The sequence below is a fragment of the Neorhizobium sp. T25_27 genome (assembly GCF_002968565.1).
GTDB classification, from domain to species: Bacteria; Pseudomonadota; Alphaproteobacteria; order Rhizobiales; family Rhizobiaceae; genus Neorhizobium; species Neorhizobium tomejilense.
In genome coordinates this window covers 102,375-127,577 of sequence record NZ_PVBJ01000004.1, presented here as the reverse complement: position 1 = coordinate 127,577, position 25,203 = coordinate 102,375, and the positions used below count along the sequence as shown (strand labels likewise).

Annotated in this window: 26 protein-coding genes; 14 read left to right on the top strand and 12 right to left on the bottom strand. The window is 61.9% G+C overall.

Features of this window, described 5'->3' with window-relative positions; all coding sequences use genetic code 11:
* Positions 1–4: 4 nt before the first annotated feature.
* Positions 5–634, bottom strand: coding sequence for a hypothetical protein (locus tag C5J24_RS13900; protein ID WP_105418608.1), 630 nt, complete (start codon positions 632–634; stop codon positions 5–7).
* A gap of 134 nt (positions 635–768) precedes the next feature.
* Positions 769–3,753, bottom strand: coding sequence for an isoleucine--tRNA ligase (gene ileS, locus C5J24_RS13895; protein ID WP_105418606.1), 2,985 nt, complete (start codon positions 3,751–3,753; stop codon positions 769–771).
* Between the two features lie 298 nt (positions 3,754–4,051).
* On the opposite strand from ileS, the gene C5J24_RS13890 reads away from it, so the two are divergent.
* Together C5J24_RS13890 and C5J24_RS13885 are read left to right on the top strand one after the other, a co-directional pair.
* Positions 4,052–4,450 (top strand): antitoxin Xre/MbcA/ParS toxin-binding domain-containing protein, encoded by a 399-nt coding sequence (locus tag C5J24_RS13890; RefSeq protein WP_245446635.1) that lies wholly within the window; start codon positions 4,052–4,054, stop codon positions 4,448–4,450.
* A gap of 3 nt (positions 4,451–4,453) precedes the next feature.
* A complete protein-coding gene (locus C5J24_RS13885; RefSeq protein WP_105418602.1) occupies positions 4,454–4,888 on the top strand; it encodes an RES family NAD+ phosphorylase in 435 nt (144 codons plus the stop codon).
* A 3-nt stretch (positions 4,889–4,891) separates the two neighbouring features.
* Here C5J24_RS13885 and C5J24_RS13880 read toward each other — a convergent pair whose 3' ends face one another.
* The 3 genes from C5J24_RS13880 to chrA all read right to left on the bottom strand — a co-directional run bounded on the left by C5J24_RS13880 (position 4,892) and on the right by chrA (position 8,221).
* Positions 4,892–5,872: a bifunctional riboflavin kinase/FAD synthetase gene (locus C5J24_RS13880; RefSeq protein WP_105418600.1), complete on the bottom strand. Its 981-nt coding sequence runs from the start codon at positions 5,870–5,872 to the stop codon at positions 4,892–4,894.
* Positions 5,873–5,911: 39 nt separating this feature from the next.
* Positions 5,912–6,760: a TIGR01459 family HAD-type hydrolase gene (locus tag C5J24_RS13875; protein ID WP_105418598.1), complete on the bottom strand. Its 849-nt coding sequence runs from the start codon at positions 6,758–6,760 to the stop codon at positions 5,912–5,914.
* 126 nt (positions 6,761–6,886) lie between these two features.
* Entirely contained in the window at positions 6,887–8,221 is a 1,335-nt protein-coding gene (gene chrA, locus C5J24_RS13870; RefSeq protein ID WP_105419059.1) for a chromate efflux transporter, read from the bottom strand.
* 482 nt (positions 8,222–8,703) lie between these two features.
* Between chrA and groES the strand changes: the two genes are divergently transcribed.
* From groES to C5J24_RS13855, 3 genes are all read left to right on the top strand, one after another.
* Positions 8,704–9,000, top strand: coding sequence for a co-chaperone GroES (gene groES / locus C5J24_RS13865; RefSeq protein WP_007752582.1), 297 nt, complete (start codon positions 8,704–8,706; stop codon positions 8,998–9,000).
* A 58-nt stretch (positions 9,001–9,058) separates the two neighbouring features.
* Positions 9,059–10,702, top strand: a complete 1,644-nt coding sequence (groL, locus tag C5J24_RS13860) for a chaperonin GroEL (RefSeq protein WP_038540272.1) — start codon at positions 9,059–9,061, stop codon at positions 10,700–10,702.
* 131 nt (positions 10,703–10,833) lie between these two features.
* Positions 10,834–12,375 (top strand): sodium:proton antiporter, encoded by a 1,542-nt coding sequence (locus C5J24_RS13855; RefSeq protein ID WP_105418596.1) that lies wholly within the window; start codon positions 10,834–10,836, stop codon positions 12,373–12,375.
* Positions 12,376–12,483: 108 nt separating this feature from the next.
* Here the strand turns inward: C5J24_RS13855 and C5J24_RS13850 are convergent, their stop codons facing one another.
* Positions 12,484–12,798, bottom strand: a complete 315-nt coding sequence (locus C5J24_RS13850) for a hypothetical protein (protein WP_046630933.1) — start codon at positions 12,796–12,798, stop codon at positions 12,484–12,486.
* Positions 12,799–13,071: 273 nt separating this feature from the next.
* On the opposite strand from C5J24_RS13850, the gene C5J24_RS13845 reads away from it, so the two are divergent.
* Positions 13,072–13,521 (top strand): DoxX family protein, encoded by a 450-nt coding sequence (locus C5J24_RS13845; RefSeq protein ID WP_105402082.1) that lies wholly within the window; start codon positions 13,072–13,074, stop codon positions 13,519–13,521.
* Between the two features lie 65 nt (positions 13,522–13,586).
* Here the strand turns inward: C5J24_RS13845 and C5J24_RS13840 are convergent, their stop codons facing one another.
* The 4 genes from C5J24_RS13840 to hisS all read right to left on the bottom strand — a co-directional run bounded on the left by C5J24_RS13840 (position 13,587) and on the right by hisS (position 17,567).
* Positions 13,587–13,991 (bottom strand): GFA family protein, encoded by a 405-nt coding sequence (locus tag C5J24_RS13840; protein ID WP_105418594.1) that lies wholly within the window; start codon positions 13,989–13,991, stop codon positions 13,587–13,589.
* A 22-nt stretch (positions 13,992–14,013) separates the two neighbouring features.
* On the bottom strand, positions 14,014–14,712 hold the full coding sequence (gene hisG / locus C5J24_RS13835; protein ID WP_105418592.1) for an ATP phosphoribosyltransferase: 699 nt from the start codon (positions 14,710–14,712) through the stop codon (positions 14,014–14,016).
* A complete protein-coding gene (locus tag C5J24_RS13830) occupies positions 14,709–15,830 on the bottom strand; it encodes an ATP phosphoribosyltransferase regulatory subunit (RefSeq protein ID WP_105418590.1) in 1,122 nt (373 codons plus the stop codon). The genes hisG and C5J24_RS13830 overlap by 4 nt, the downstream gene beginning before the upstream one ends.
* Positions 15,831–16,028: 198 nt before the next feature.
* Complete coding sequence (gene hisS / locus C5J24_RS13820) at positions 16,029–17,567, bottom strand: histidine--tRNA ligase (RefSeq protein WP_105418588.1); 1,539 nt, start codon at positions 17,565–17,567, stop codon at positions 16,029–16,031.
* Positions 17,568–17,726: 159 nt separating this feature from the next.
* Between hisS and C5J24_RS13815 the strand changes: the two genes are divergently transcribed.
* From C5J24_RS13815 to C5J24_RS13795, 5 genes are all read left to right on the top strand, one after another.
* Positions 17,727–17,954: a ribbon-helix-helix domain-containing protein gene (locus tag C5J24_RS13815; protein WP_105418586.1), complete on the top strand. Its 228-nt coding sequence runs from the start codon at positions 17,727–17,729 to the stop codon at positions 17,952–17,954.
* Entirely contained in the window at positions 17,938–18,207 is a 270-nt protein-coding gene (locus C5J24_RS13810; protein WP_105418584.1) for a type II toxin-antitoxin system RelE/ParE family toxin, read from the top strand. The genes C5J24_RS13815 and C5J24_RS13810 overlap by 17 nt, the downstream gene beginning before the upstream one ends.
* Positions 18,208–18,210: 3 nt before the next feature.
* Complete coding sequence (locus C5J24_RS13805) at positions 18,211–18,963, top strand: hypothetical protein (RefSeq protein WP_105418582.1); 753 nt, start codon at positions 18,211–18,213, stop codon at positions 18,961–18,963.
* A gap of 121 nt (positions 18,964–19,084) precedes the next feature.
* A complete protein-coding gene (locus C5J24_RS13800) occupies positions 19,085–19,456 on the top strand; it encodes a DUF305 domain-containing protein (protein ID WP_105418580.1) in 372 nt (123 codons plus the stop codon).
* 87 nt (positions 19,457–19,543) lie between these two features.
* Positions 19,544–20,248, top strand: coding sequence for an HAD family hydrolase (locus C5J24_RS13795; RefSeq protein WP_105419057.1), 705 nt, complete (start codon positions 19,544–19,546; stop codon positions 20,246–20,248).
* Here C5J24_RS13795 and C5J24_RS13790 read toward each other — a convergent pair.
* Entirely contained in the window at positions 20,235–20,864 is a 630-nt protein-coding gene (locus C5J24_RS13790; RefSeq protein WP_105418578.1) for a DNA-3-methyladenine glycosylase I, read from the bottom strand. The two genes, C5J24_RS13795 and C5J24_RS13790, sit on opposite strands and share 14 nt — an antisense overlap.
* Positions 20,865–21,109: 245 nt before the next feature.
* Between C5J24_RS13790 and C5J24_RS13785 the strand changes: the two genes are divergently transcribed.
* The 3 genes from C5J24_RS13785 (at position 21,110) to C5J24_RS13775 (ending at position 23,621) form a co-directional block, all read left to right on the top strand.
* Positions 21,110–21,865 (top strand): L,D-transpeptidase, encoded by a 756-nt coding sequence (locus C5J24_RS13785; RefSeq protein WP_371674290.1) that lies wholly within the window; start codon positions 21,110–21,112, stop codon positions 21,863–21,865.
* 162 nt (positions 21,866–22,027) lie between these two features.
* On the top strand, positions 22,028–22,720 hold the full coding sequence (locus C5J24_RS13780) for a L,D-transpeptidase (protein WP_105402092.1): 693 nt from the start codon (positions 22,028–22,030) through the stop codon (positions 22,718–22,720).
* Positions 22,721–22,901: 181 nt separating this feature from the next.
* The gene (locus C5J24_RS13775; protein WP_105418576.1) at positions 22,902–23,621 is read left to right on the top strand and encodes an outer membrane protein; all 720 of its coding nucleotides are present in this window, start codon (positions 22,902–22,904) and stop codon (positions 23,619–23,621) included.
* A gap of 61 nt (positions 23,622–23,682) precedes the next feature.
* On the opposite strand, the gene glcF is transcribed toward C5J24_RS13775, so the two are convergent.
* Positions 23,683–24,987 (bottom strand): glycolate oxidase subunit GlcF, encoded by a 1,305-nt coding sequence (glcF, locus tag C5J24_RS13770; protein WP_105418574.1) that lies wholly within the window; start codon positions 24,985–24,987, stop codon positions 23,683–23,685.
* Positions 24,988–25,203: the final 216 nt, after the last annotated feature.

Sequence of the window (25,203 nt, the reverse complement as noted above, 5' to 3'; positions counted from 1 at the left end):
GGGCTTAGAACAGCTTCCACCAGTCGCTGCCCTTCTTGGCTTCCGCGGCTTGCGCCTTGCGGCGCTTTTCCTTCTGGCTTTCGGGCTCGCCGACATCCGACAGGGCAGCCGCATCCGCCGAACGGAACTCGGCCGGCGGATCGGCGAGCGAACGGCGGCGTCCGGTGACGCTGACGGTCTCGGCGTTTTCCTTGGCCTTGCGGAAGGCTTCCCACTTTTCCGTTTCGGTCATCTGACCGGCCTGGCCGCTGCCTGCGAGCAGCGGTGAACGATAGTTGGGATCGTTCTCGTGAGCCGCCGCTTCGTCACGCAGACGCTTGCGGGTTTCTTCCGGAGACTCGACCCAGTTGGGGTTGCTTTCGCGGTTCGCCAGCGATTGCTGAGGCGCCGGCAGCGTCTGGTCCTGGCCCTTGGCGACAACCAGCGAAGGACGCGGGTTGTATTTCAGGCCCGCTTTCGCTTCGGCGCTCTTGCCGCCCAGCGAGACGGACTGACCGAGGTCGTCGGTCAGCTGCTCCATGGCCGTCTTGTCGGTGCCGTATGTCGGGCCGCCGATGCAGCCCGAAAGGGTCAATGTCGAGGCGAGGGCACCGGCCACGCCCATGCCGACACGAAACGCATATGTCGCTTTCATCAAAACCCTTCCAGCGGCGCCCGTCCTGACGCCTCAGACACACTCAAACGCCTGATGACCGGAAAATCCGGCCAATTTCAGGCGGTTTTACCGGATGATTGCTCAAAGCGCAATCATCCGGTGACTTTCCACCATCAAAGCCGGCCGAGGACGGCCAACTCGCGCAATGCGGCAGCGTCGCGCGCCGAAACATCCGGATAGGCAGGATCGGAGCCGACATCGGTCGTCACCCGCCACGAGCGGGCACATTTGGTGCCTTCGGCGAGCTTCGGATCGACGGCAACGCCCTGCACTTCCGGCAGACGGAAGGCGCTCTCCGGCCCCTCGCCCGCAACGATCGCGATGCCCGACGTGATGCAGGTCTCTTCGAACTCCTGGCCTTCCAACGCCTTCATCAGCTCCGGATCGTTGACATAAACGACCGGTGCGGCCTCCAGCGAAGAGCCGATCCGCTTGTCCTTGCGTTCTATTTCGAGTGCGCCTGTGACAACCGAGCGCACCTTGCGGATCCGCGCCCACTTTTCGGCGACGGCTTCGTTCTTCCACTCGGCCGGAACCGTCGGGAACTGCTCGAGATGGATCGAAACGGCGTTCGGGTTGCGCGACAGCCACGATTCCTCGGTGGTGAACGGCAGCATGGGCGCAAGCCAGGTCACCGTGCAGTCGAAGATCTTGCGGATGACGGCGAGAGCCGCACGACGGCGCAGCGACGACGGCGCGTCGCAATAAAGCGCGTCCTTGCGGATATCGAAGTAGAAGGCCGACAGCTCGATATTGGAAAAATCGATCAGCGCCCGGGCGATTTTCTTGAACTCGAAGGCGTCGTAGCCCTCGCGCACGAGTTTATCGAGCTCGGCCAGGCGATGCAGCATCAGCTTTTCGAGTTCCGGCAGGTCGGCATAGGCGATCTCCTCGCCCTCGTCATGGGCGAGCGTGCCGAGCATCCAGCGGATCGTATTGCGCAGCTTGCGATACGCATCGACATTGGTCTGGATGATGGTCTTGCCGAGGCGCTGGTCTTCCCAATAGTCCGTCGTCATCACCCAGAGGCGCAGGATATCGGCGCCGGCATCCTTCATGACGTCCTGCGGGGCCACGACATTGCCGAGCGACTTCGACATCTTCTGGCCCTTCTCATCCATGGTGAAGCCATGGGTGACGACCGTGTCATAGGGTGCCCGGCCGCGGGTGGCGGCGGATTCCAGCAGCGAGGAGTGGAACCAGCCGCGATGCTGGTCCGAACCTTCCAGATAGACGTCGGCCGGCCATTTCAGGTCCGGTCGGTCTTCCAGCGTGAAGGTGTGCGTCGAGCCAGAGTCGAACCAGACGTCCAGGATATCCCTTACCTGGGTCCAGCCTTCGTTGGCGCGCGACCCCAGGAAGCGCTCGCGCGCTCCTTCGGCGAACCAGGCGTCGGCACCTTCGAGGTCGAAGGCTTCGAGGATGCGCTGGTTGACCGCCTCGTCCTGAAGGATTTCGCCCTGCTCGTCGACAAAAACGCAGATCGGGACGCCCCAGGCGCGCTGACGCGAAAGCACCCAGTCCGGGCGCTGCTCGATCATGGCGCGCAGGCGGTTCTGGCCGGCTGATGGCACGAAACGGGTGTCGTCGATGGCCTTTAGCGCGCGTGAGCGCAGCGTGGTGCCGTCGGCAAGGTCCTTGTCCATGTAGACGAACCACTGCGGCGTGTTGCGGAAGATGATCGGCTTCTTCGACCGCCACGAATGCGGATACTGATGCTTCATCCGGCCGCGGGCAAACAGCGCGTTGCGCTCGATCAGCGCCTTGATGACGCGATCGTTGGCATCGCCCTTCTTGCCGTTGTCGTCCATGACGCGGGCGCCCTCGAAGCCGGGGGCGTCGGCGGTGTAGAAGCCGCCGTCATCGACCGTGAAGGGGATTTTCGACGAGATGCCGCGCGCTTCGAGCTCGCGGGCAACCGATGTCCAGGCGTCAAAGTCCTCGCGGCCGTGGCCGGGGGCGGTGTGGACGAAACCGGTGCCGGCATCATCGGTGACGTGATCGCCGGCGAGGAGCGGGACCTTAAAGTCGTAGCCTAGCGAGGCAAGAGGGTGGGCACAGACGATGTTCGTGAGTTCATGCCATGTGATATCTGCCCGCAGTTCTTTAAGCTCAATTTTTGCCTTCTGAGCACATTCCTCCGCCAATCTCTCCGCGACGATAAGCTTTTCGCCGGGTTGGGGCCCGAAGTCATTTTGCGCCGACTTAACCACATACAGGCTGTATTTTACGCGCTGCGAATAGGCGACCGCGCGATTTCCTGGGATTGTCCACGGAGTTGTAGTCCAGATAACTACATTTGCATCCGCAAGGCTCTGCTCTTTAGCAACTCTCCACGCCTCTGCTTCTGATAGGCCCTCAATTACAAAGAGCTTTGCGCGCGCATCAACTTGCTGCGCGTCGTATTCCCTATCGTATTCAACAACCGGGAACTTCACCCAGATCGTGTCGCTTTCGTAATCGTGGTACTCAACCTCAGCTTCCGCCAACGCGGTGCGCTCAACGACCGACCACATGATCGGCTTCGAGCCGCGATAAAGCTGGCCGCTCGAGGCGATCTTCAGGAGTTCGCCGGCGATGCGGCTCTCCGCGTGAAAATTCATCGTCAGGTACGGGTTTTCGAAATCGCCGACGATTCCGAGACGCTTGAATTCTTCCCCCTGGACCTTGATCCAGCCGGCGGCGAATTCGCGGCATTCCTGGCGGAATTCGTTGATCGGAACCTCGTCCTTGTTCTTGCCCTTGGCGCGATAGGCTTCCTCGATCTTCCATTCGATCGGAAGGCCGTGGCAATCCCAGCCCGGAACATAGTTCGAGTCATACCCACGCATCTGGAACGAGCGGGTGATGACGTCCTTCAGGATCTTGTTCAGCGCGTGGCCGATGTGGATGTTGCCGTTGGCATAGGGCGGGCCGTCATGCAGCACGAATTTTGTCCGGCCCACGGCAGAGGCCCGGAGCTGCTTGTAGAGGTCCATCTGCTGCCAGCGGGCAACCAGTTCCGGTTCCTTCTGCGGCAGGCCGGCGCGCATCGGGAAATCGGTTTCGGGCAGATAGAGGGTCTTCGAATAGTCGAGCTTTTCGGCGGTATCGGTCATGGAAGCAATCGTCCTGGCGCCGCGACGGGGCGCATCTCGATGAAAATTCGCTGGCGGAAGGCGCTCATGAAGCGCCAAAAACCCGGACCCTCCGGCCGCTCTTACAGCGCGCGGAAGGCCGGGCCTATAATTCGAATGATCTGGGCCAGCCGGAATTTTTTCATGGTGGCGGTTCTTAAGGGTTTTTGCGGCGGAAAGGAAGGGGATTTACCAAGCCAATTTCGTCCGGAAAACCGCATTTGATTTTGGTGCCATCTGCGCTTATATTTCTGGGCAAATGGCACGGAGGCAATTTGAAGTGCGCGCATCTGCTGACATACCTATTCGCAAGCGACTTGAGATCGCATCACGCGGTCAGTTGCAAGCCTATGACGGAGCCAATGTATCAGAGTTGACCAAGCTCGGCTTTTCGATGGAAGAACTCTATAGATTTGTGGCCCCGCGTCGCACGCTTGCCCGGCGGATCGCGAATAGAGAGACATTAACTGTCAGCGAGAACGACGGAGCCCTGCGTGCAGTGCGCGTGATGGAACTCGCCAAGCGGGTCTTCGGCGATCAGGATCGCGCTCATCGCTGGTTGCGTAAACCGAACAGAGGAATGGATGGCGTCGTGCCGCTCGATCTCCTTGAATCGGAAACCGGCGCAGTGCTCGTCGAGCAGGCGTTGCATCAGATCGATCACGGCATTTACGTCTGATCCATGATCCTGTGGCGCATTTCCAACTATGCGGATTTATCAGGCGGAGGCGGACTGGTCGCGCCCGGGCGATGGCATAAACAAGGAAGCCCAATCGTCTATTGCTGCGATCACCCTTCGACCGCACTTCTGGAAATATTGGTGCATGTGGACGCCGAAGACTTGCCGCTGGATTTTCAACTACTGAAGATCCATTGCCCGGACGAGATTGCCGCCCAGACGATTACGTCGGGCGATGTCGACCTTTTGGATACCACTGAAACAGGTCAGGCGGGAAACACGTGGCTCGTGGAAAACAAATTCTGCCTTCTGAAGGTGCCGTCGGCGATTTTGCCTGAAGCTGCAAACATTCTTGTCAATCCGGAGCATGCGGATGCCGGGAAGCTGACAATCGAAAAAGCGGTACGCTATCCCTTCGACAGCCGGCTGCTCCGCTAACCCTCAAAACGCGATCTTGGCGTCCACTTCGCCGAGCGGCCTCACGCCGGAAAGCAACCCCCGCGCCTCTTCCTCGTCGCGTTTAATCTGAGCGACCAGCGCATCCAGCCCGTCGAACTTCAGTTCGTCGCGCAGGTGGCCGAAGAAGGAGACGGAACAGGTTTCGCCGTAAAGGCTGCCGGAGAACTCGAAGAGGTAGGTCTCGAGCAGGGGCGCACCGTTTTCGGTCACCGTCGGGCGGCGGCCGTAGCTGGCGACGCCGTCGAAAAGCGTGCCGTCGGGGCGGCGGAAGCGCACGGCGTAGATGCCGGCCTTGAGTACGGCCTCCGGCGGCAGCTGCATGTTGGCAGTCGGGAAACCGAGCTGGCGGCCGAGCTTTTCACCGCCGATCACCTCCGCCTCGAGCGTGTAGCGATAACCGAGCAGGCCGGCTGCGGCGGAGACATCGCCTTCCGTCAGCAGGTCACGGATGCGGCTGGACGAGATTACCTCGGCATTCTCGTCGCGGAAGGCATCGACCAGCTGCACGTTGAAACCGTGCTTGGCGCCCGATGCCATCAGGAAGGCCGGGCCGCCTTTCCTGTCCTTGCCGAAATGAAAGTCGAAGCCGGTGACGACGGCGCTGGCTGCCAGCCAATCCACGAGAATGGTCTGGATGAATTCTTCCGCCGAGCGGGTCGCAAACTCGCGGGTGAAGGGATATTCGATCACCGAGCGGAAACCCATGGCCTCGAGCAGGCGAGCCTTGAGCGGCGCCGGGGTCAGGCGGAAGACCGGTTCCTCCGGGCGGAAAACGGTGCGCGGGTGCGGCTCGAAGGTCAGCACCAGTGCGGGCACGCCCTGCTGTTCGGCAAGTGCCAGCGCGCGCTCCAGCACGCTGCGATGGCCGCGATGTACACCATCGAAATTGCCGATGGCGATGACGCCGCCCTTCAGTTCCTCGGGCAGCGGTTCCTTCTTCTCGTTGCGGTGGAAGACTGTCATGCGGCGGGTTCCGGTTCAGGCCGAATTCAGGCCCAGGGGCTATGCGAGGCGCGGCATCCAGTATTTCGGCGCGGCATTTTCCCGCTTCAGCCAAGCGTTGAGGATCGCTTCGTCGGTCTGGCCGTTGACGGTATATTCCGAAACATGGATGCCCGCGCTGATATAGAGCAGGTCGAGGCCGTATGCGAGCGCGCCGCGCACATCGGTCGGCATGCCGTCGCCGATCGCCAGCACCCGGTTCATCGGGAAATCGCCGCGCACTTCTCGGGCAGCTTCAATCGTCGCCTCGTAGATCGGACGGTGCGGCTTGCCGGCGACGCGGGTCTTGCCGCCGAACTCTTCGTAGTAAGCTGCCACCGCGCCGGCGCAGGGGATGATCTTGTGGCCGCGCTCGACGACGAGATCCGGGTTGGCGCAGATGAAAGGCACGTCACGCTTGGCAAACGCCGCCAGCATGTCGGTATAGTCTTCCGGTACTTCCTTCTCGTCGTCGAAGAAACCGGTGCAGACGATGCATTCGGCTTCGTCGGCAGAGACCACCTCGACGCTGAGCCCGTCGAACAGGTTGAGGTCGCGGTCGGGACCGATCAGAAAAACCTTTTTCGGGCCGTCGACGATCAGGTGCTGGGTAACGTCGCCGGACGTAACGATCCGGTCATAGGTGCCGTCGGGCACGCCGAGCGTGCGCATCTGCTCGATGACGCCGGGAGCGGTGCGCGGCGAATTGGTGATCAGCACGACGGTGGCGCCGGCTTCGCGGGCCGCGGCGAGCGCCCGGCAGGAATGCTGGAAAGCCTCGACACCGTTGTGAACCACACCCCAGACGTCCGAAAGGACCACGTCGTAGTCGCCGATCACTTCGTTCAGATTGCCGATGCGCTTTGCCATGTAACCTTCCCATCTCGCAAGTCCCGGGTCACATGACAAACCCGGTTAAGGATTACAAGAGATATTCGGGAGAAAAGCCGCGACCGCATCGGCGATGTCAGCGGGGTAACTTCCCCCATTTCATCCCTAGCCCGCTACCGCCAACCGGACGGCAAGGCCCACGACCGCGCTGACGACCAGGACCGGCACCATGCCGATCTTCATGCGGAAGAGCAGGAAGGCCGATACCACGAAAAGCAGGAAGGCGAGCGGGTCGAGGGTCGTCCAGGCCGGCCAGAAAAGCCTCAAGCCGGCCGCGGGCCACAGGGAAATCTGCTCGACCTCGCGGAACAGGACGTGCAGGCCGAACCAGATGGCGAGGTTGAGGATGACGCCGACAACCGCGGCCGTGATTGCCGACAGCGCCGCCGAAAGGACCGGATTGCCGCGCAGCCGCTCGATATAGGGCGCGCCCGCGAAGATCCAGATGAAGCTCGGCACGAAGGTCGCCCAGGCGACCAGCAGCGCGCCGATCACGCCGCCGGCGACCGGTCCGAGACCGGCGGCTTCCCGGAAACCTACCAGGAAGCCGACGAAGGACAGCACCAGAACCAGCGGCCCTGGCGTCGTTTCGGCAAGCGCCAGCCCGTCCAGCATTTCGCCGGGTTTCAGCCAGCCATAATTGTCGACCGCCACCTGCGCCACATAGGCGAGCACCGCATAGGCACCGCCGAACGTCACCATCGCCATCTTGGAGAAGAAGGTGAACATGACGGCCAGGCCTTCCGGCGCCGAGAACATCCACAGCAGCAGAAGCGGAAGCTGCCAGACCGCGATCCAGAAAACCAGCGTGGCGATTGCCGTCAACGGCTTCGGCCGTTTCGGCAGGTCGATCACGTCGGAGCTTTTGGCTGTTCCACCGCCCCTGCGGGCGGCAAAGAAGCCGACTAACCCCGCCAGAAGCACCACGAGCGGAAACGGCAGGCCGAAGAAGAACAATGCCACGAAGGCGGCCGCCGCGATGCCGAACAGGAGGCGGTTCTTCAGCGTCTTGCGGCTGAGGCGGATCACCGCCTCGACAACGATCGCCAGCACCGCCGCCTTGAGGCCGAAAAACAGGCCGGTGAGCCAGCTCGTATCCTGATAGAGGGCGTAAGCCGTCGAAAGGGCGATGATGACGGCCAGCCCCGGAAGCACGAAAAGAAGGCCGGCGATCATGCCGCCGCGCACCCCGAACATCAGCCAGCCAATATAGGTGGCCAGCTGCTGGGCTTCCGGTCCCGGCAGCAGCATGCAGTAGTTCAAGGCATGCAGAAACCGCGCCTCGGAAAGCCAGCGCCTTTCGTCCACCAGGGTCCGGTGCATCAGACCGATCTGCCCAGCAGGCCCGCCGAAACTCAGGACCCCGATCCTGGCGAACACCGCCGTCAGCTCGCCGAGCGTCGGCTTCACCGCAATCTCGTCCTTCACCGCCTGATCCATCATTGCCTCATGCTTTTCCGCACCGGGTACCTGTCGTCCATGGCGTCATGTACCCACAGCGCGTGGAAACTCGCCGCCCCCTCTAGGAGCCATATGTGAAGACCGTATGAAGGAAGCGAACTTCGGCATGGCGCCACGTCGCGGCATTCGCTGGCCCCGCGCGGCTGTTAAATGCGCCGGCGCCTTTCTTCCACCAAAGTCCGGTGCAACATGCCGACCTGCCCGGAGAGGTAGCCGAAACCGACGACCCGATGTGGCCGGTTGCGGTCATCAGTCCGCCGAGCACAGGCGTTGCCCAGCATCCGTATCGTTAAGCGTATTTCCCATGAGTTCCGAGCCGTCCCGAAAATTTTACGGCCGTTCTTGACTCATCCGCCGGGCACCCTTATCTCGACGCGGCTGGCACTCTCCAAATGGGAGTGCTAACAGCACCGAGATACGGGTTTCCACCCGTCCATGTCATTTGATCGAGGGATTAGACAATGGCAAGCACCAATTTCCGCCCCCTTCACGACCGCGTCGTTGTTCGTCGCGTCGAATCCGAAGCCAAGACCAAGGGCGGCATCATCATTCCTGATACCGCCAAGGAAAAGCCGCAGGAAGGCGAAATCGTCGCCGTCGGCACCGGCACCCGCGACGACAAGGGCAACATCACCGCTCTCGACGTCAAGGCTGGCGACCGCGTCCTGTTCGGCAAGTGGTCCGGCACCGAAGTCAAGCTCGACGGCGAAGACCTTCTGATCATGAAGGAATCCGACATCATGGGCATCATCGGCTGATCTCAGTCGGTTGCTTTCACTGAAATATCGCTGACACCCCTTTTCAGGAGTTCCCAAAATGGCAGCTAAAGAAATCAAGTTCGGCCGCACCGCGCGCGAAAAGATGCTGCGCGGCGTCGACATTCTCGCCGACGCAGTCAAGGTAACGCTCGGCCCGAAGGGCCGTAACGTCATCATCGACAAGTCCTTCGGCGCACCGCGCATCACCAAGGACGGCGTATCGGTCGCCAAGGAAATCGAACTTGACGACAAGTTCGAGAACATGGGCGCCCAGATGGTCCGCGAAGTTGCTTCGAAGACCAACGACATCGCCGGCGACGGCACCACGACGGCTACCGTTCTTGCCCAGGCGATCGTTCGCGAAGGCAACAAGGCCGTTGCAGCCGGCATGAACCCGATGGACCTGAAGCGCGGCATCGACCTCGCTGTTGCAGACGTCGTCAAGGATCTCCAGGCCAAGGCCAAGAAGATTTCGACCTCGGAAGAAGTCGCACAGGTCGGCACGATCTCCGCAAACGGCGACAAGCAGGTCGGTCTCGACATTGCTGAAGCCATGCAGAAGGTCGGCAACGAAGGCGTCATCACGGTTGAAGAAGCCAAGACCGCCGAAACCGAACTCGAAGTCGTCGAAGGCATGCAGTTCGACCGCGGCTACCTGTCGCCCTACTTCGTCACCAACCCGGAAAAGATGGTTGCCGATCTCGACGACGCTTTCATTCTCCTCCACGAGAAGAAGCTCTCGAACCTGCAGGCAATGCTCCCGGTTCTCGAAGCCGTCGTCCAGACCGGCAAGCCGCTCCTGATCATCGCTGAAGACGTCGAAGGCGAAGCTCTTGCGACGCTCGTCGTCAACAAGCTGCGTGGCGGCCTCAAGATCGCTGCCGTCAAGGCCCCGGGCTTCGGCGACCGCCGCAAGGCCATGCTCGAAGACATCGCCATCCTGACGGGCGGCACTGTCATCTCCGAAGACCTCGGCATCAAGCTCGAAAATGTCACGCTCGACATGCTCGGCCGCACCAAGAAGGTCTCGATCTCCAAGGAAAACACCACGATCGTCGACGGCGCCGGCTCCAAGGCCGACATCGAAGGCCGCGTTGGTCAGATCAAGGCTCAGATCGAGGAAACCACTTCCGACTACGACCGCGAAAAGCTGCAGGAACGTCTGGCCAAGCTGGCCGGCGGCGTTGCCGTGATCCGCGTCGGCGGCTCGACGGAAGTCGAAGTCAAGGAAAAGAAGGACCGCATCGACGACGCCCTCAACGCGACGCGCGCTGCCGTTCAGGAAGGCATCGTACCGGGCGGCGGCGTTGCCCTGCTGCGTTCCTCCGTCAAGATCACCGCAAAGGGTGCAAACGACGATCAGGAAGCCGGCATCAACATCGTTCGCCGCGCTCTGCAGTCGCTGGTTCGCCAGATCGCTGAAAACGCTGGTGACGAAGCTTCCATCGTGGTCGGCAAGATCCTCGAAAAGAACGAAGACAACTACGGCTACAACGCCCAGACGTCTGAATATGGCGACATGATCACCATGGGCATCGTCGACCCGCTCAAGGTCGTTCGCACGGCTCTGCAGAACGCAGCTTCGGTTGCTTCGCTGCTGATCACCACCGAAGCCATGATCGCCGAACTTCCGAAGAAGGAATCGGCTGGCGGCGGCATGCCTGGCGGCATGGGCGGCATGGGCGGTATGGACATGATGTAAGACCTCCGGGTCTTCACATCTGAGCCAACCGGTTCAGTTGAGAAAAGGGCGGTCCTCGGATCGCCCTTTTTGTTTTGTCTGTGGGATGGAGCCCGGCTGACAAAGACGCTGACCACAATTACAGTCGCGCCATGAGTTTCTTCGAGAGCCTGCTCGTCCTGCTGCTTGTCGCGATCGTGCTCCTGCAGATCTCGCGCCGGCTTTCCGTGCCCTATCCGTCGATGCTGGCGCTGGCGGGTGCCGCGGTCGCGCTGGTGCCGGGCATGCCCTATATCTCGCTCGATCCGCACACCGCGCTGGCGCTGTTCATCGCGCCGGCGCTGCTCGATGCCGCGTTCGATTTTCCGCTCGGGACGGCCCGCCGGTTCTGGGTTCCGCTGCTTGTCTTTGCGATCGGCGGCGTGTGTGCGACGGCGGCCGTCGTCGCCTTTGCGGGATGGGCTTTTGCCGGGTTGCCGATTGCGGCAGCGCTGGTGCTCGGTGCGATCGTCGCTCCCCCCGATGCGGCGGCGGCGACGGCCGTGCTGTCTTCGATGTCGATCCCGCGCACCACCGATACGGTCCTCCGGGGCGAGAGCCTGTTCAACGACGCGGCGGCGCTGCTGATCTTCGACGCGGCGCTCTCCGTACAATCGGCCGGCAGCCTCGACACGGGCGTCGCGCTGCATCTTTCCGTCGCCGTGCCCGGCGGCCTGCTGCTCGGCATCCTGGCCGCCTGGGTGGTCCGGTATCTCATGCGGTTCGTCGCCGGCACGCTCGGCGGCGTCCTCCTACAGTTCGTCCAGACCTTCCTTCTGTGGATTCTGGCCGAACGGCTTGGCCTGTCGGCGGTGCTCGCCATCGTCGCCTTCGCGATGACGCTGGCGAGAAGCAGCGAAGCCCGCTCCTCGGCCCGCATGCGGGTGCAGTCCTATGCGGTCTGGACCGCGGTCGTCTTCGTGCTCAACGTCATGGCCTTCCTGCTGATGGGCATGCAGGTTCGCGACATCGTCGGCGGAATGCCGGCAGATCACCTTTGGGATGCCGCGCAGTTTTCGCTGATCACCATCGTGATCGTCGTCGCCGTCCGTTTTATCGTCTGCGTCGGCTACAATCGCCTCACCGCCTGGTACGAGCGCAGCCGCGGCAGGCCGGAACCCGCGACGACGACACAGGCGCTGCTGGCCGGCTGGTGCGGCATGCGCGGCCTGGTGACGCTTGCGACCGCGTTTGCCCTGCCTATGGACTTTCCGCAGCGCGACGTGGTGGTGCTGACCGCCTTTTCGGTGGTTCTTGCGACCCTCGTCGTCCAGGGACTGACGCTGACGCCGATCATCCGCTGGCTCGGCCTCGACCGCCGTGCCGAGGGGCATGGCGAACTCGCCGTCCTGCGCAGCAAGATCGCCCTCGCCGGCCTTTCGAGACTCGACGGCGCGACCGAGACGGAGGCGGAACTGCTGCGCTCCAAATTCCGCATCGAACAGCTGGCCGCCTCTCGTATCGAGGACGCCAACGCGCTCGAGACCTACCGGCGGCTTGCCCTGACGGCGATTGCCGCGCAGCGGGAAGAGCTGGAAAAGCTTCGCTCGGTGCACAAGGTCAACGTCGACGAGTACAATCTGCTGCTGGAGGAGATCGACTGGCGCGAACTTTCGGTCCTGCCGGAAGACGCACGCAGGATCGAGGAAATCTGATCCGCCGTTCAATCAGTACTGTGGCGGGTAACGGCGAGCCGGCGCGGCATGCGAAGGGCGGCCTGGAAGCCGCCCTATGATACCGGCCCGAAGGTCCGCGTTACGCAATCAGTAGATATCGCGACCGTTGTTGCTCTTGCGATAGATGTTACGCGAAGCGCGGTCCTGCATGCGCTCGATCCGCTGACGCTCCCTATAGGAAATGTAGCCGTCACGGCCGGCACGGGACTGCGCCCGGTCGATGCGATATTGCTGGCGGGAGAGGTTGCGCAATTCGCGCGGCGTCAGCTCACCCCGGGCCATGCCGCGATAGATGCGGTATTCCTGGCGGTTTTCCCGCGCCTCGCTGCGGTAGGTCTGGGCAAGGCTCGGAACCGCGGATGCGACCAGGAGGGCGAGCGCGGTGATGATGATCTTCTTCATGAGGGGGTCCTTTCATCGGCAATGATCGCATGTTGAAGGAGAAACGATGAACCTTTGCTGAAGGTTGCGTTCAGCAAAGAGAACGCCCTTTAAGATCTATGCCGAGTGGAGCAGGAGGCGGCGCAGCATCGGCCGTGCGATCGATTGTCTCTTTTTATCGAACAAACCGTCAATCATTGTTCATCTTCCAGATACGGGCGAAATGGGGCACATACGGCCCCAGAGAATTCAACCCGCGTGTCCAACCAGAGACACCGATCCGGAGATCCCAAAATGTCCACCACCGCTACCAATTCCCTGCTTCTCGTCGGCCGCGTCCTCCTGTCCGGCATGTTCGTCATGTCCGGTTTCCAGAAGCTCATCGATCCCGCCGGCACCGCCGGCATGATCACCGGTGCCGGCCTTCCGGCTGGCATGCTGCTCGCCTATGTCGCAGGCCTGTTCGAACTGGTCACCGGCCTTGCCGTGCTGACCGGCTTCCAGACGCGCATCGCAGCACTGCTGCTGGCTCTCTTTTCGGCTTTCACCGCGTTCGTCTTCCATTCCGGCGCCATCAACGTCCCGAACTTCCCGGAGGCCGCCAATGGTCTGCTGACGCTCTTTAACAGCCTGATGATGATGAAGAACCTGACGATCGCCGGTGGCTTCCTGGCTCTCGCCGCCGTCGGCGCCGGTGCATTTTCTGTCGACGCCCGCCGCGGTTCTGTCGCAATCGCTGCCTAAGCTTTCGAAATTCCCTGCCCAAGACTGCCCGCCGGATGAGAAGTCCGGCGGGTATTTTTTTGATCTCAATCGGTCTGGATGGCCGGCAGTTCGCTCATTTCGGGCAGCCAGGAAACGGCCGAGCGGCACCAGATCTGGCGGTGCGGCTTCAACTCCGCCCGCTGGTCGATACTGCCCCAGCGGATGCCCCAGATCCCGGCCGCCTCACCTTCCCCATTGACGAAAAGCGGCGAGCCGCATTCGGGGCAGAAATACTGCTGGCGGACGCGGCCGCTCTCGGCCACCTTGCGGTAGAGCTTTGGCTCGTGCCCGGTGAGCTTCAGATCGCTTTCCGCGACGACGGCGGTGACGCGAAACGGCGAGCCGCTCAGCGTCTGGCAATCGGTGCAATGGCAGATACTGATCCGTTTCGGATCGAGTTCGGCCTCATAGGTCACATAGCCGCAATGGCATCGACCGGTCACGTGCATCGTGCTTCCTCCTCTTCAAAACTCAGAGCGCGGCGCGGACTGCCTCCACGATCCTGGCGATCCTCGGATCCTGCTCGTGAGCCTGCTTGCGGGCCCTGACCAGGCAGGCTTCGGATTTCAGGATCACCCCATCCGAGAGGATCTTCAGGTGGTTGGCCCGGAGCGTCGATCCCGTCGAGGTGATATCGACGATGATATCCGCCTGGCCGGCGGCCGGCGCGCCTTCCGTGGCGCCGAGGCTTTCGACGATACGGTAGAGCTGGATGCCATGCTGGCTCGAAAAGAACTGCTGGGTGAGTCGCCAGTATTTGGTGGCGATGGCCAGCCGCCGGCCATGGCGGGCGCGAAAGTCCGCCGCCACGTCGCCAAGGTCGGCCATGGTTTCGACGTCGAGCCAGATTTCCGGCACGGCGACGACCACATCCGCGTGGCCGAAGCCGAGGCGGGCGCAGAATTCGACCCGTCCGTCGGCACCGGCCATGCCTTCGCGCACCAGGTCTTCGCCGGTGACGCCGAAATCGACGGCGCCGCTCGCAAGCTCGCGGGCAATCTCCGAGGCCGAGAGATAGGCGATCTCGACGCCTTCCATTCCCTCGATACGGCCGCGATAGGAACGGTCGTTGCCGACCGCGGAAATGGCAAGCCCGGCACGCTCGAAGATCTCGGCTGTCTCTTCCTTGATACGGCCCTTGGAGGGCAGAGCGATGGTGATCGTGCTCATCTGGATGCCCTCGCAGCTTCGATCCGGTCGAGCCAGAGCGAGAAACCGACCGCCGGAATATGCTCCCTGGCGCCGAGCAGGGTCAGCAGCCGGTCGAAGCGGCCGCCGCCGGCAAGCACCGCCGACGAACCCGCCTCGGTCACTTCGAAAACGAGGCCGGTATAATAATCGAGCGGACGGCCGAAGGCGGCGCGGTAGGTCATGGCGGAGAGATCGGCGCCGGCATTGGCGAGCGCTGCCAGCCGGGCGTCGAAGCGGGAAACCGCCGCGCCGAGCTTCAGGCCGGCGGCATCGGCAAAGCCGGCCAAGGCGGCGGGCGCTTCGGCGAGCGGCAATTGCAGCGTCAGGAATTCGCGCAGCAGCAGCAGCGCGGTGCCGTCGAGCCGCGTCTCGGCCAATTCCAGCTTCTCCTTCAGCCTTCTCGCGATCTCGGTCGGTGAACGGCTGGCATTGGTGGAATAACCGGTTTCCTGCATGGTGCGGTCGATGCGGGCGACGAGATCCGTCTCGTTGTCCGAAGCGATAAGTTCGGCGATCTGCGGATCGAGGCCGGTGACCGGCTGCGGCCTGGCGAGCCGTTCCAGCAGAGCTTCGAGATGCGCCATGTCGCCAAACGCATGGATCAGCCGCCGCTGCCAGCCGAACGGCAGGCCGAGCGCCTTGACCACCGCCTCGAACACCGCCTGGTCGCCGAGCGTGAGCGAGAGCTTGCGACCGGGCAGCAGCGCTTTCAGGATGCCGGTGGCATCGCCGATGGCGCGGGCGTCGGAGCTGGCGATATCCTTATTCCCGAGATCCTCGATGCCGGCCTGATAGAATTCGTGGGAACCCTCACGGCGCTGGCGGAACACTTCGCCGAGATAGGAATACCGTTTTGGCGTGCCGGTCGCCGTTTCGATATGGCGCAGGCAGACGGGAATGGTGAATTCCGGCCGCAGGCAGAGATTGGCGCCGGTCTCGCTTTCGGTGAGGAAAATCCGGCGGCGCAGATCCTCCCCGGCCATATCGAGGAACGGTTCGGCCGGCTGGATGACCGGCGTGTTGACCCGCTCGGTGCGGCGGGCGGCGAATTCGGCGAGGAGGTCGCTGGAGAAATCGGGCATGTCGATCAGGGGCATGGGACCGCTCCCCAGGAATACCCCCCTCTGCCCTGCCGGGCATCTCCCCCACAAGGGGGGAGATCACAAGCGGCATGACCGACGCCCCCGAAGGAGCGCTGCAAAGGACGCGACGTTAGATAGGGAGTGGTGAGCAGGAGCCCAGCCAATCTCCCCCCTTGTGGGGGAGATGTCCGGCAGGACAGAGGGGGGTAGCACTCAAGCATTGCCCGCCCTTTTCCGATCCTCCGCCTGAGCCGCGAGAATCTCCTTCACCTTGGCGACCAAGTCCGCCTCGGGAACGGTTTCCTGCGCTACACGCGCCTCGCGCCAGCTCGCATTATCCTCGATCTCGCCGGAAAGGCGCTTGCCCTCGATCAGGTCCTTCAACTGCACCACGCCCTGCGCCCGCTCGTCGCCGCCCTGGATGATGGCGATCGGGCAGCCGCGGCGGTCGGCGTATTTCAGCTGGTTGCCGAACTTCTTCCAGTTGCCCTGGTACATCTCGGCGCGGATGCCCTCGTTGCGCAGCGCCTGGGTGAAGCGCTGGTACCGGCCCATGCTCTCGACATCGCCATCCATGACGGTGATCAGAACCGGAGCGATCACCTCGTCCTGGCCAAGCTTGCCGAGGTTTTTCAGCGCCGTCATCAGGCGCGAAACGCCGATCGAGAAGCCGGTCGCCGGAACCGGCTGGCCCATGAAGCGCGACACGAGGCCATCATAACGCCCGCCGCCGCCGACCGAGCCGAACACGACCTTTTCGCCTTTTTCATTGGTGACGTCGAAGAGAAGTTCGGCTTCGAAAACCGGACCGGTGTAATATTCGAGGCCGCGGACGCAAGACGGGTCAATTTTGACCCGGCCGTCACTATAGCCAGCCTCTGTGATAAGCGACTCTATCAGCTTGAGTTCGGCAAAGCCTTCCGTGGCGGCAGTACTTGCTTGAAGGCGGACATTTATTTCGTCAATTTTGGGTTTCGAACCTAACCCCAGCAAAAAGGGTTGGCTGGTAACGACCGCGATTACAAACTCAATAGTTTCATCGTCCAATCCGACCCCTTTGGTGAAGTCGCCGGATTCATCCTTGCGGCCAGAACCGAGCAGAAGCTCGACGCCCTTAGGACCAAACTTGTCGAGCTTGTCGATCGCCCGCAGCACATTCAACCGCTGTCCAGCCTTATCCTCGCCGCCAAGCCCGATCGCCTCCATGACGCCGTCCAGAACCTTGCGGTTGTTGACGCGGATCACGTAGTCGCCGCGCTTGATGCCAAGCGCTTCCATCGTATCGGCCATCATCATGCACATTTCGGCATCCGCCTGGACGCCCGGTGCGCCGACCGTATCGGCGTCGAACTGCATGAACTGGCGGAAACGGCCCGGACCCGGCTTTTCGTTGCGGAAGACGTAGCCGGCGCGATAGGTGCGGAACGGCAGCTGGATTTCGTTGAAATTTTCCGCGACATGGCGGGCGAGCGGCGCCGTCAGGTCATAGCGCAGGCTCATCCATTGGTCGTCGTCGTCCTGCAGCGAGAAAACGCCCTCGTTCGGACGGTCGCTGTCGGGCAGGAATTTTCCAAGCGCATCTGTGTACTCGAACAGCGGCGTCTCGACCGGGTCGAAACCGTAGCGCTCATAGACTTCGCGGATCTTCGCGGTCATCTCGTTGGTGGCGTGGATATCGGCGGCAGAACGATCGACGAAGCCGCGCGGCAGGCGGGCTTTCAGTTTCTGAGGTTTTTTGCTCTTGTCGTTCATGATCGGAATTCCATTGCCAAGGCCCCGGAGAGGCCGGATTTGTGTGCGGTTTCTTAGAGGATAGAGGCCGGAGCGGCAAGGGCGGCGTCATGCCGGATACTGGAAGGTGCGGACATAAAGTGCTATACGGACGAAGTCCCCGCTACAAAGGAATGCGCCGTGGGTAAGCACGCTCCCATTGAGCTCCCTGATGAGACGATCGAACGGCTCGAAGCATTGGCTGAGCGGACCGGAAAAGATCCTTCTGTTTATGTCACCGAGGCTGTGGAGCAGTTGTTGGAAGATATGGAAGATCTGCGTCTGGCCGAAGAGGCTACGCTCAGAATCCAGCGCGGAGAATCCGAACTGATCAGCAGCGAGGAGTTCTGGCGTGGCTTGGTCGATTGAATTCGACAAGCTGGTCCGAAAACAAGTCGAAAAGCTCGATCCTCAAGTCCAAAAACGTATCCATTCCTTTCTTTATAACCGTCTGGCAAAGCTCGATAACCCGCGCCAGGCAGGCGAAGCCTTACACGGATCCGAACTGGGCAAGTTCTGGCGCTACAAGGTCGGCGATTACCGCATCATTTGCGACATCCAGGACCACAAGCTCGTCGTGCTGGTGATCGAGATCGGCCACCGCAGCAAGGTCTATCGCTAATTCATGCTCACCGAAGCTCTCCAATACGCAGCGACCTCACTGGTCACGCCGAAGAAATTCCGTCCCTTCATCCATTCATCGGTCAGCCTATGGTCGCGGGCCGGGCGGTGTGCGAAGGATTGGGCGGCGCATGAAGAGAATTGCAAAGCGTTCATTCGCGAGACGGTGGCCGGAATGAAGCAGCGGCGGACCTGCGTCGTGCTGGGTTCGGGCTTGCTGCGGGACGTGCCGATCGACGATCTCTCGGCGAAATTCGATACGGTGGTGCTGGTCGATCTCGTGCATCTGGCGAGCGTGCAGATGAGGCTGAAGGCGAAGCGGTTCGCGAATGTCCGGCTGATTTCTCGCGACCTCTCCGGCTTCGACGATGCGGTCGCAGCCAAAAATCCCGAGCCGCTGTCGTTCCTGCGGCAGGTGCCGTATCTCGATCTCGTCGTCTCGGCCAATATCCTGTCGCAGATCGGGGTGGGATCGAAACGCCGGCTGGAGGCCGAGAACAATCCCGCGCGCGACGAGATCCTGCAGCGACTGGTCCGGACGCATCTCGACGGCCTCACCGCACTGCCCTGCAAGACGGCTCTGATCACCGATACCGCCTATCGCGTCGCCGATCGGGAGGGCCAGGTGCTGGAAGAGTCCGACCTGCTCTGCGGCGTGCCGGCGCCGGCGGCGAAACGGGCTTGGACCTGGCCGGTCGCGCCTTATGGCGAACTCAGCAAGGTGTATCAGGCGGTGCACGACGTGATCGCCTTGTGATCTCGGCGCGGTTGATTTCCGCAAAGACGACCGTAGATTCGGAACCATGCCGCGCCGCTGACGCCCCTCCCCGCGCGTGACGTCATCATCAAAACTCGGTCGGACACGGAAAGGAAAACCTATGTCTGCAAAAATCATTCTCATGACCGCCGCCCTCTCCGCTCTCATGACCGGCCCGCTCGCAGCGCAGGAGACGAAGGGGATGGACCATTCCAAGATGAGCATGCCGACGGGCGGCAGCCCCTCCACCAAGGCATTCGAAGATGCGAACGCCAAAATGCACAAGGACATGGCGATCCAGTATTCCGGTGATACGGATGCGGATTTCGTGCGCAGCATGATCCCGCATCACCAGGGCGCAATCGGCATGGCCAAGGTCGAGCTTGCGTATGGCAAGGATCCGGAAATCCGCAAGCTCGCTGAAGCCGTCATCAAGGCGCAGGAGGCGGAAATCGCCGAGATGCAGGCCTGGCTGAAGGCGCACGGCAAGTAACAACCCTTGATGCAGACCGGCGCCGGGCAGGCTTTCATCTTGCCCGGCGCCCTCTTTTTCGCCATATCAGCGGATGGAGGCAGATCCATGCGCCCGATTACCGCCATCGGCTTCGATGCCGACGATACGCTCTGGCAGAACGAACAGTATTACCGGCTGACGGAGGAACACTTCGCCAAGCTGCTCGGCGGGTTCGCCGAAGGCACGCATATTGCCGAGCGGCTGCTGGAAGCGGAAAAGCGCAATCTTTCCCATTACGGTTTCGGCATCAAAGGGTTCACCCTGTCGATGATCGAGACGGCGATCGAGATCACCAACGGCAAGGTGCCGACCAGGACGATCACCGAGATCCTCGATATCGGCCGCGACCTGCTGCGCCATCCGGTCGAAACCCTGCCGCATGTAGAAGAGACGCTGGAGGCCCTGAACGGCGAATATCTGCTGGTGCTGATCACCAAGGGCGACCTGTTCGACCAGGAGCGCAAGCTCGCCCAGTCGGGCCTCGGCGATTTCTTCGATGCGGTGGAGATCGTCAGCGAGAAGAACGCCACCACCTATCGCCGCATCTTCTCGAAGGTCGCGGACGGACCTGAACGGGCGATGATGGTCGGCAATTCGCTGAAATCCGACATCGTGCCGGCAATCGCGGCCGGGAGCTACGGCGTATTCGTGCCGCATGCGCTGACCTGGGTTCTGGAACATGTGGACGCGCCGACCGACGCGCCGCGCTTCCGCCAGATCGAACATCTGGGCGAACTGGAATCGGTGCTGTCGGAAATTACGGGCGCCTAAACTTCAGCCTGAGTTCATCGACTTCGCGCTGGCAGAAACAGCCGTCGAGATGGTCGTTGACCATGCCCATCGCCTGCATGAAAGCGTAGACGGTGGTCGGCCCAACGAAGGTCCAGCCGCGTTTTTTCAGGGCTTTGGACAACGTCACCGACACCGGCGTGGTGGGGTTGGCCCTGAGCGTCGCAAGATCCATCACCTCCGGACGCTGGTGCGGACCCGGCTCGAAACTCCAGAAGAACTTTGCGAGCGAACCGAACTCGCGCTTCAGTTCGATGGCGCGGGCGGCATTGTTAATGGTCGAGACGATCTTGCCGCGATGGCGGATGATGCCGGCGTCGGCGAGGCAGCGGGCGATATCCTCCTCACCGAATTGCGCGATTTTCTCGAAATCGAAACCGGCAAAGGCGGCGCGGAAATTCTCGCGCTTCCTCAGGATCGTCAGCCAGGACAGGCCGGACTGGAAACCTTCCAGGCAAATCTTCTCGAACAGGCGGATATCGTCCGTCACCGGCCGGCCCCATTCCTCGTCGTGATAACGCCGGTAGTCTTCGAGACCGCCATGCCAGGCGCAACGCCCCTTGCCGTCTTCGCCGACGATGATTCCCGCCTTTTCCATTCCCGATTCCTTTTGGCCCAGTCCCCTTGGTTAAAGGGCTTTGGCCGGCTTTAACATTGGTCAACCATGTTTCAAAACCGGGCGGTAACCCTGCCAAAAGGTTTATAGGCTGGCCGGCTTGGAATGTTCCACCCGTTTACCATTCGCTTTCACCTCGCGGTCACCATGTTCGTCAACACCGACGCCAAATTATCCAAAAGTTTGAGGGGCGTCCGGTCGGTGATTTGTAACGTATGGATCCGATCATGAAGAAAACCCTTTTCCTGGCCTTCGGCCTTGCCGCCGCCTTTTCCAGTTCCGCCACGCTTGCCCAGGACCGCTATCGCGAGCGTCCGCCCGTGGTCGTCAGCCCCGATCTCGCAGCCCCATGGGTGATGCAGCTCGCCGGACCGAACGGCCGCCCGGTCGTCTATCCGCGCCAGGCCGCCCAGCAGCGCGCCATCTATCAGCAGCGCGAGCAGCAGCCGGTGGTTCGCCGCGGCATCTTCGACCGCTCCACCGTGCAGCCGGTGGCGATGCGGCCGCAGCCGATCCGCAGCCGGATCGAACCGCAGTTCCTCCCCCAGACGGTCGCCTACGACAGCAAGGAAAAGGCCGGCACCATCATCATTGATACCAACAACCGTTTCCTCTATCTGGTCACGGGCAACGGCCAGGCACGCCGTTATGGCGTCGGCGTCGGCAAGCCCGGCTTCGAATGGGCAGGGGAGCACCGGGTGACCCGCAAGGCAGAGTGGCCGGACTGGACGCCACCTTCCGAAATGATCAGCCGCGAAGCCGCCAAGGGCCATTACCTGCCGGCCCGCATGGAAGGCGGACCCGAAAATCCGCTCGGCGCCCGCGCCATGTATCTCGGCTCGACGCTCTATCGCATCCACGGCACCAATGCCCCCTGGTCGATCGGCAGCGCCGTCTCTTCCGGCTGCATTCGCATGCGTAACGAAGATGTCACCGACCTCTACGAGCGGGTGAACATCGGCACCAAAGTCGTCGTCATGTAACGCCGGCAAATGCCAAAGGTGAGGCGGCGGAGACACAGTACCGCCGTCTTTTTGCCATCACATCTTCTTTATTACATCTATCCCCGCTTGCTTTGATGCCCGAGTCGGTTAGCCTCCGCCGTTCAACAGAGCGGAGAGGATTTGGGAATGAAGACAGGGGGAATGGGGGCAGGCAAGACCTTCGCGATGGCCGTGGGAATGGCTGGCGCGATCTTCTTTACCGCCGGACAAGCTAGCGCAATCAACCCGGCGGCAGCGCCTATCGAGCGCCCCGCGGGCGACGTGACGCTTGTCGCGATGCCACGGGAAGTTCCGGAACAATTCAAGCGCCGCGTGGTGCGCTTCTCGACGACCGAGAAACCCGGCACGATCATCGTCGATACCAACAACAAGTTCCTCTACTATATCGAAGGTCCCAACCGGGCGACCCGCTACGGCATCGGCGTCGGGCGCGAAGGGTTCGGCTGGTCGGGCGTGGTCAATGTCGGCCGCAAGGCGGAGTGGCCCTCCTGGACGCCGCCGGCCGAGATGCGCGTTCGCGAACGTCGCGCCGGCCGCATTCTGCCGGCCGTGCAGGAAGGCGGCATCGACAACCCGCTCGGCGCCCGCGCCATGTATCTCTACAAGGGCGGCCGCGACACGATCTTCCGCATCCACGGCACCAACCAGCCCTGGACGATCGGCCTCAACATGTCGTCAGGCTGCATCCGGATGATGAACAAGGATGTCGAGCATCTTTATTCGCGCGCCGACATCGGCACGAAGGTGATCGTCATCGGCCCCGGCAACCGGCAGGGCAACGTCGACTTCAAGGATCGCGGCATCGATATTTTCGGCACAATTTTCGGCGGCTGAGACACCCCGCCAAAGGTCAAAAAGGGCAGCAAAAGCTGCCCTTTTTGGGGGTTTAGACTTCGTTAACCATAAATCGCCTAGCTTCGTCGGCGACTGATGCAGAAAAAGCACAGACCGCCGATGCATCCGCCGCTAAACATTCAGTCATCAAAAGCCAACGTTCCTCCCTGCAGGCTGATTCATGCGCAAAATTCTTTCTTTCGCTTTCGCTTCCACGCTTCTCACCGCTGGTCTTGCTTATATTGCTCCGGCTCAAGCGGCCGACATGACACCAGTGACCCAGGCCTATGTGGCTCCGGTTCACACCGGCGGATTTGAAATCTCCGGTTACGGCGGTTACCAGTTCGCGCCGCACTCCGATGTCGACGTCTCGGACGGACCTGATTTCGCAGCAGGCTGGGATACCAAGCCCTTCGCGATGCCGCCCTACTGGGGCGTCCGCGGCACCTACTGGTTCGACGGCGGCGCCCTCACGAACTGGGGTGTTTCGCTCGATTACACCCACGCCAAGGTCTACGCCGACGACGAAACCATGGCCAAGGCCGGCGGCTGGAGCGTCTTCGAATTCACCGACGGCCTGAACCTGCTGACGCTCAACGCGCTCTACAAGTTCCCGATCGAAGGCAGCAAGTGGACGCCTTATGTCGGCGCCGGTGTCGGTATCAACGTGCCGCATGTCGAAGTGACCCGCGCTTCCGGTCGCACCTTCGAATATCAGTTCGGTGGCGCGACGATCCAGGCCCAGGCCGGTGTGAAATACCAGCTGACCGAAAAGTGGTCGATGTTCGCCGAATACAAGGGCAATTACTCGTTCGTGGATGTGGATATCGACAGCGGCGCTTCGCTGAAGACCAACATCCTGACGCACGCCATCAACCTCGGCGTCTCCTACAAGTTCTAAGGCTTCAGGCCTTTGACGAAAAAAGCCGGCGATTTCGCCGGCTTTTTTATTGAGCAGAATTTTATCCGGCCGGGATCTTTTCCGGCTTCGGGCCTCCATAGGCCCAGTCCAGAAGCTCCACCGTGTGCAGGATCGGGATCGCCGTGCCGGAGGCGATCTGGGTGATGCAACCGATATTGCCGGTGGCGATCATATCGGCCTTGGTAGCTTCGATATTCTTCACCTTGCGGGCCTTCAACTGCGCCGAGATGTCCGGCTGCAGGATATTGTAGGTGCCGGCCGAACCGCAGCACAGATGCCCTTCGCCCGGATCGCGGACGGTAAAGCCGGCCGCCTTCAGCAGGTTCTTCGGCGCCAGGGTGATCTTCTGGCCGTGCTGCATCGAACAGGCGGAGTGATAGGCAACGTTCAGCCGTTTCGGTTCGAGCCTCGGCAGGTCAAGCACCGACAGATATTCGGTAATGTCCTTGGCGAGGCTCGAGACCTTGGCCGCCTTGTCCGCATAGGCCGGGTCGAGCCTCAGCATGTGGCCGTAATCCTTGATCGTCGTGCCGCAGCCCGACGCGGTGATGATGATCGCATCGAGGCCGCCCTTGTCGATCTCGCGCATCCAGACATCGACATTGCGGCGGGCGAAATCGAGCGCCTGCTCTTCACGGCCCATATGGTGGACGAGCGCGCCGCAGCAGCCCTCGCCTTCCGGCACCACGACTTCGATCCCGAGCCGGGCGAGAAGCCGGAGCGCGGCTTCGTTGATGCCCGGATCGAGCACCGGCTGGGCGCAGCCTGACAGGATCGCAACGCGGCCGCGCTTCTCGGTCTCGGGCGCATGCGTGACGGGGATCGCCGATTGGGAAATCCTGGCTGCGGATTTCGGCGCGAGATCCAGCATCGCCCCCAGCGGCTTCAGCGCGGGAATACGCTTCAGGAGCGGCGCGAAGGGGCGACCGAGTTTGGCGAAACCGAGTGCCGTGCGGAAGCGGGCGGGATAGGGCAGAACGGCGGCGAGCAGGTCGCGGATCAGCCGGTCGATCAGCGGGCGCCGGTAGGTATTCTCGATATGGATGCGGGCATGGTCGACGAGGTGCATATAATCGACGCCGGATGGACAGGTGGTGACGCATGCTAGGCAGGAGAGACAGCGGTCGATATGGGTGACCACTTCCTCGTCCGCAGGCCGGCCGTTTTCCAGCATGTCCTTGATCAGATAGATGCGGCCGCGCGGGCTGTCGAGTTCGTTGCCGAGGGTGACGTAGGTGGGACAGGTGGCGGTGCAGAACCCGCAATGGACGCAGCGGCGGAGGATCTTTTCCGATTCGGCCACATGCGGATCGGCGAGTTGGGCGAGAGTGAAGTTGGTTTGCATTTATTGAGTATCCCTCGCGGAGGCTGCGTGTCGATCGAGAGCGCTGCGCCCTGAAGCACACCCCCCTCTGGCCTGCCGGCCATCTCCCCCACAAGGGGGGAGATCGAATCGCGGCAACGTCTCGCCAATTTCGACAGCGGTGATGGAGGCTGTGTCAGCGCGCCCAGCCGATCTCCCCACCTGTGGGGGAGATGGCCGGCAGGCCAGAGGGGGGCG

Excerpts from the sequence above, each read along its gene's own strand:
- C5J24_RS13900 (WP_105418608.1), bottom strand. The coding sequence starts at position 634 with ATGAAAGCGACATATGCGTTTCGTGTCGGCATGGGCGTGGCCGGTGCC.
- ileS (WP_105418606.1), bottom strand. The coding sequence starts at position 3,753 with ATGACCGATACCGCCGAAAAGCTCGACTATTCGAAGACCCTCTATCTG.
- C5J24_RS13885 (WP_105418602.1), top strand. The coding sequence starts at position 4,454 with ATGATCCTGTGGCGCATTTCCAACTATGCGGATTTATCAGGCGGAGGC.
- C5J24_RS13880 (WP_105418600.1), bottom strand. The coding sequence starts at position 5,872 with ATGACAGTCTTCCACCGCAACGAGAAGAAGGAACCGCTGCCCGAGGAA.
- C5J24_RS13875 (WP_105418598.1), bottom strand. The coding sequence starts at position 6,760 with ATGGCAAAGCGCATCGGCAATCTGAACGAAGTGATCGGCGACTACGAC.
- chrA (WP_105419059.1), bottom strand. The coding sequence starts at position 8,221 with ATGGATCAGGCGGTGAAGGACGAGATTGCGGTGAAGCCGACGCTCGGC.
- groES (WP_007752582.1), top strand. The coding sequence starts at position 8,704 with ATGGCAAGCACCAATTTCCGCCCCCTTCACGACCGCGTCGTTGTTCGT.
- groL (WP_038540272.1), top strand. The coding sequence starts at position 9,059 with ATGGCAGCTAAAGAAATCAAGTTCGGCCGCACCGCGCGCGAAAAGATG.
- C5J24_RS13855 (WP_105418596.1), top strand. The coding sequence starts at position 10,834 with ATGAGTTTCTTCGAGAGCCTGCTCGTCCTGCTGCTTGTCGCGATCGTG.
- C5J24_RS13850 (WP_046630933.1), bottom strand. The coding sequence starts at position 12,798 with ATGAAGAAGATCATCATCACCGCGCTCGCCCTCCTGGTCGCATCCGCG.
- C5J24_RS13845 (WP_105402082.1), top strand. The coding sequence starts at position 13,072 with ATGTCCACCACCGCTACCAATTCCCTGCTTCTCGTCGGCCGCGTCCTC.
- C5J24_RS13840 (WP_105418594.1), bottom strand. The coding sequence starts at position 13,991 with ATGCACGTGACCGGTCGATGCCATTGCGGCTATGTGACCTATGAGGCC.
- hisG (WP_105418592.1), bottom strand. The coding sequence starts at position 14,712 with ATGAGCACGATCACCATCGCTCTGCCCTCCAAGGGCCGTATCAAGGAA.
- C5J24_RS13830 (WP_105418590.1), bottom strand. The coding sequence starts at position 15,830 with ATGCCCCTGATCGACATGCCCGATTTCTCCAGCGACCTCCTCGCCGAA.
- hisS (WP_105418588.1), bottom strand. The coding sequence starts at position 17,567 with ATGAACGACAAGAGCAAAAAACCTCAGAAACTGAAAGCCCGCCTGCCG.
- C5J24_RS13805 (WP_105418582.1), top strand. The coding sequence starts at position 18,211 with ATGCTCACCGAAGCTCTCCAATACGCAGCGACCTCACTGGTCACGCCG.
- C5J24_RS13800 (WP_105418580.1), top strand. The coding sequence starts at position 19,085 with ATGTCTGCAAAAATCATTCTCATGACCGCCGCCCTCTCCGCTCTCATG.
- C5J24_RS13795 (WP_105419057.1), top strand. The coding sequence starts at position 19,544 with ATGCGCCCGATTACCGCCATCGGCTTCGATGCCGACGATACGCTCTGG.
- C5J24_RS13790 (WP_105418578.1), bottom strand. The coding sequence starts at position 20,864 with ATGGAAAAGGCGGGAATCATCGTCGGCGAAGACGGCAAGGGGCGTTGC.
- C5J24_RS13785 (WP_371674290.1), top strand. The coding sequence starts at position 21,110 with ATGAAGAAAACCCTTTTCCTGGCCTTCGGCCTTGCCGCCGCCTTTTCC.
- C5J24_RS13780 (WP_105402092.1), top strand. The coding sequence starts at position 22,028 with ATGGGGGCAGGCAAGACCTTCGCGATGGCCGTGGGAATGGCTGGCGCG.
- C5J24_RS13775 (WP_105418576.1), top strand. The coding sequence starts at position 22,902 with ATGCGCAAAATTCTTTCTTTCGCTTTCGCTTCCACGCTTCTCACCGCT.
- glcF (WP_105418574.1), bottom strand. The coding sequence starts at position 24,987 with ATGCAAACCAACTTCACTCTCGCCCAACTCGCCGATCCGCATGTGGCC.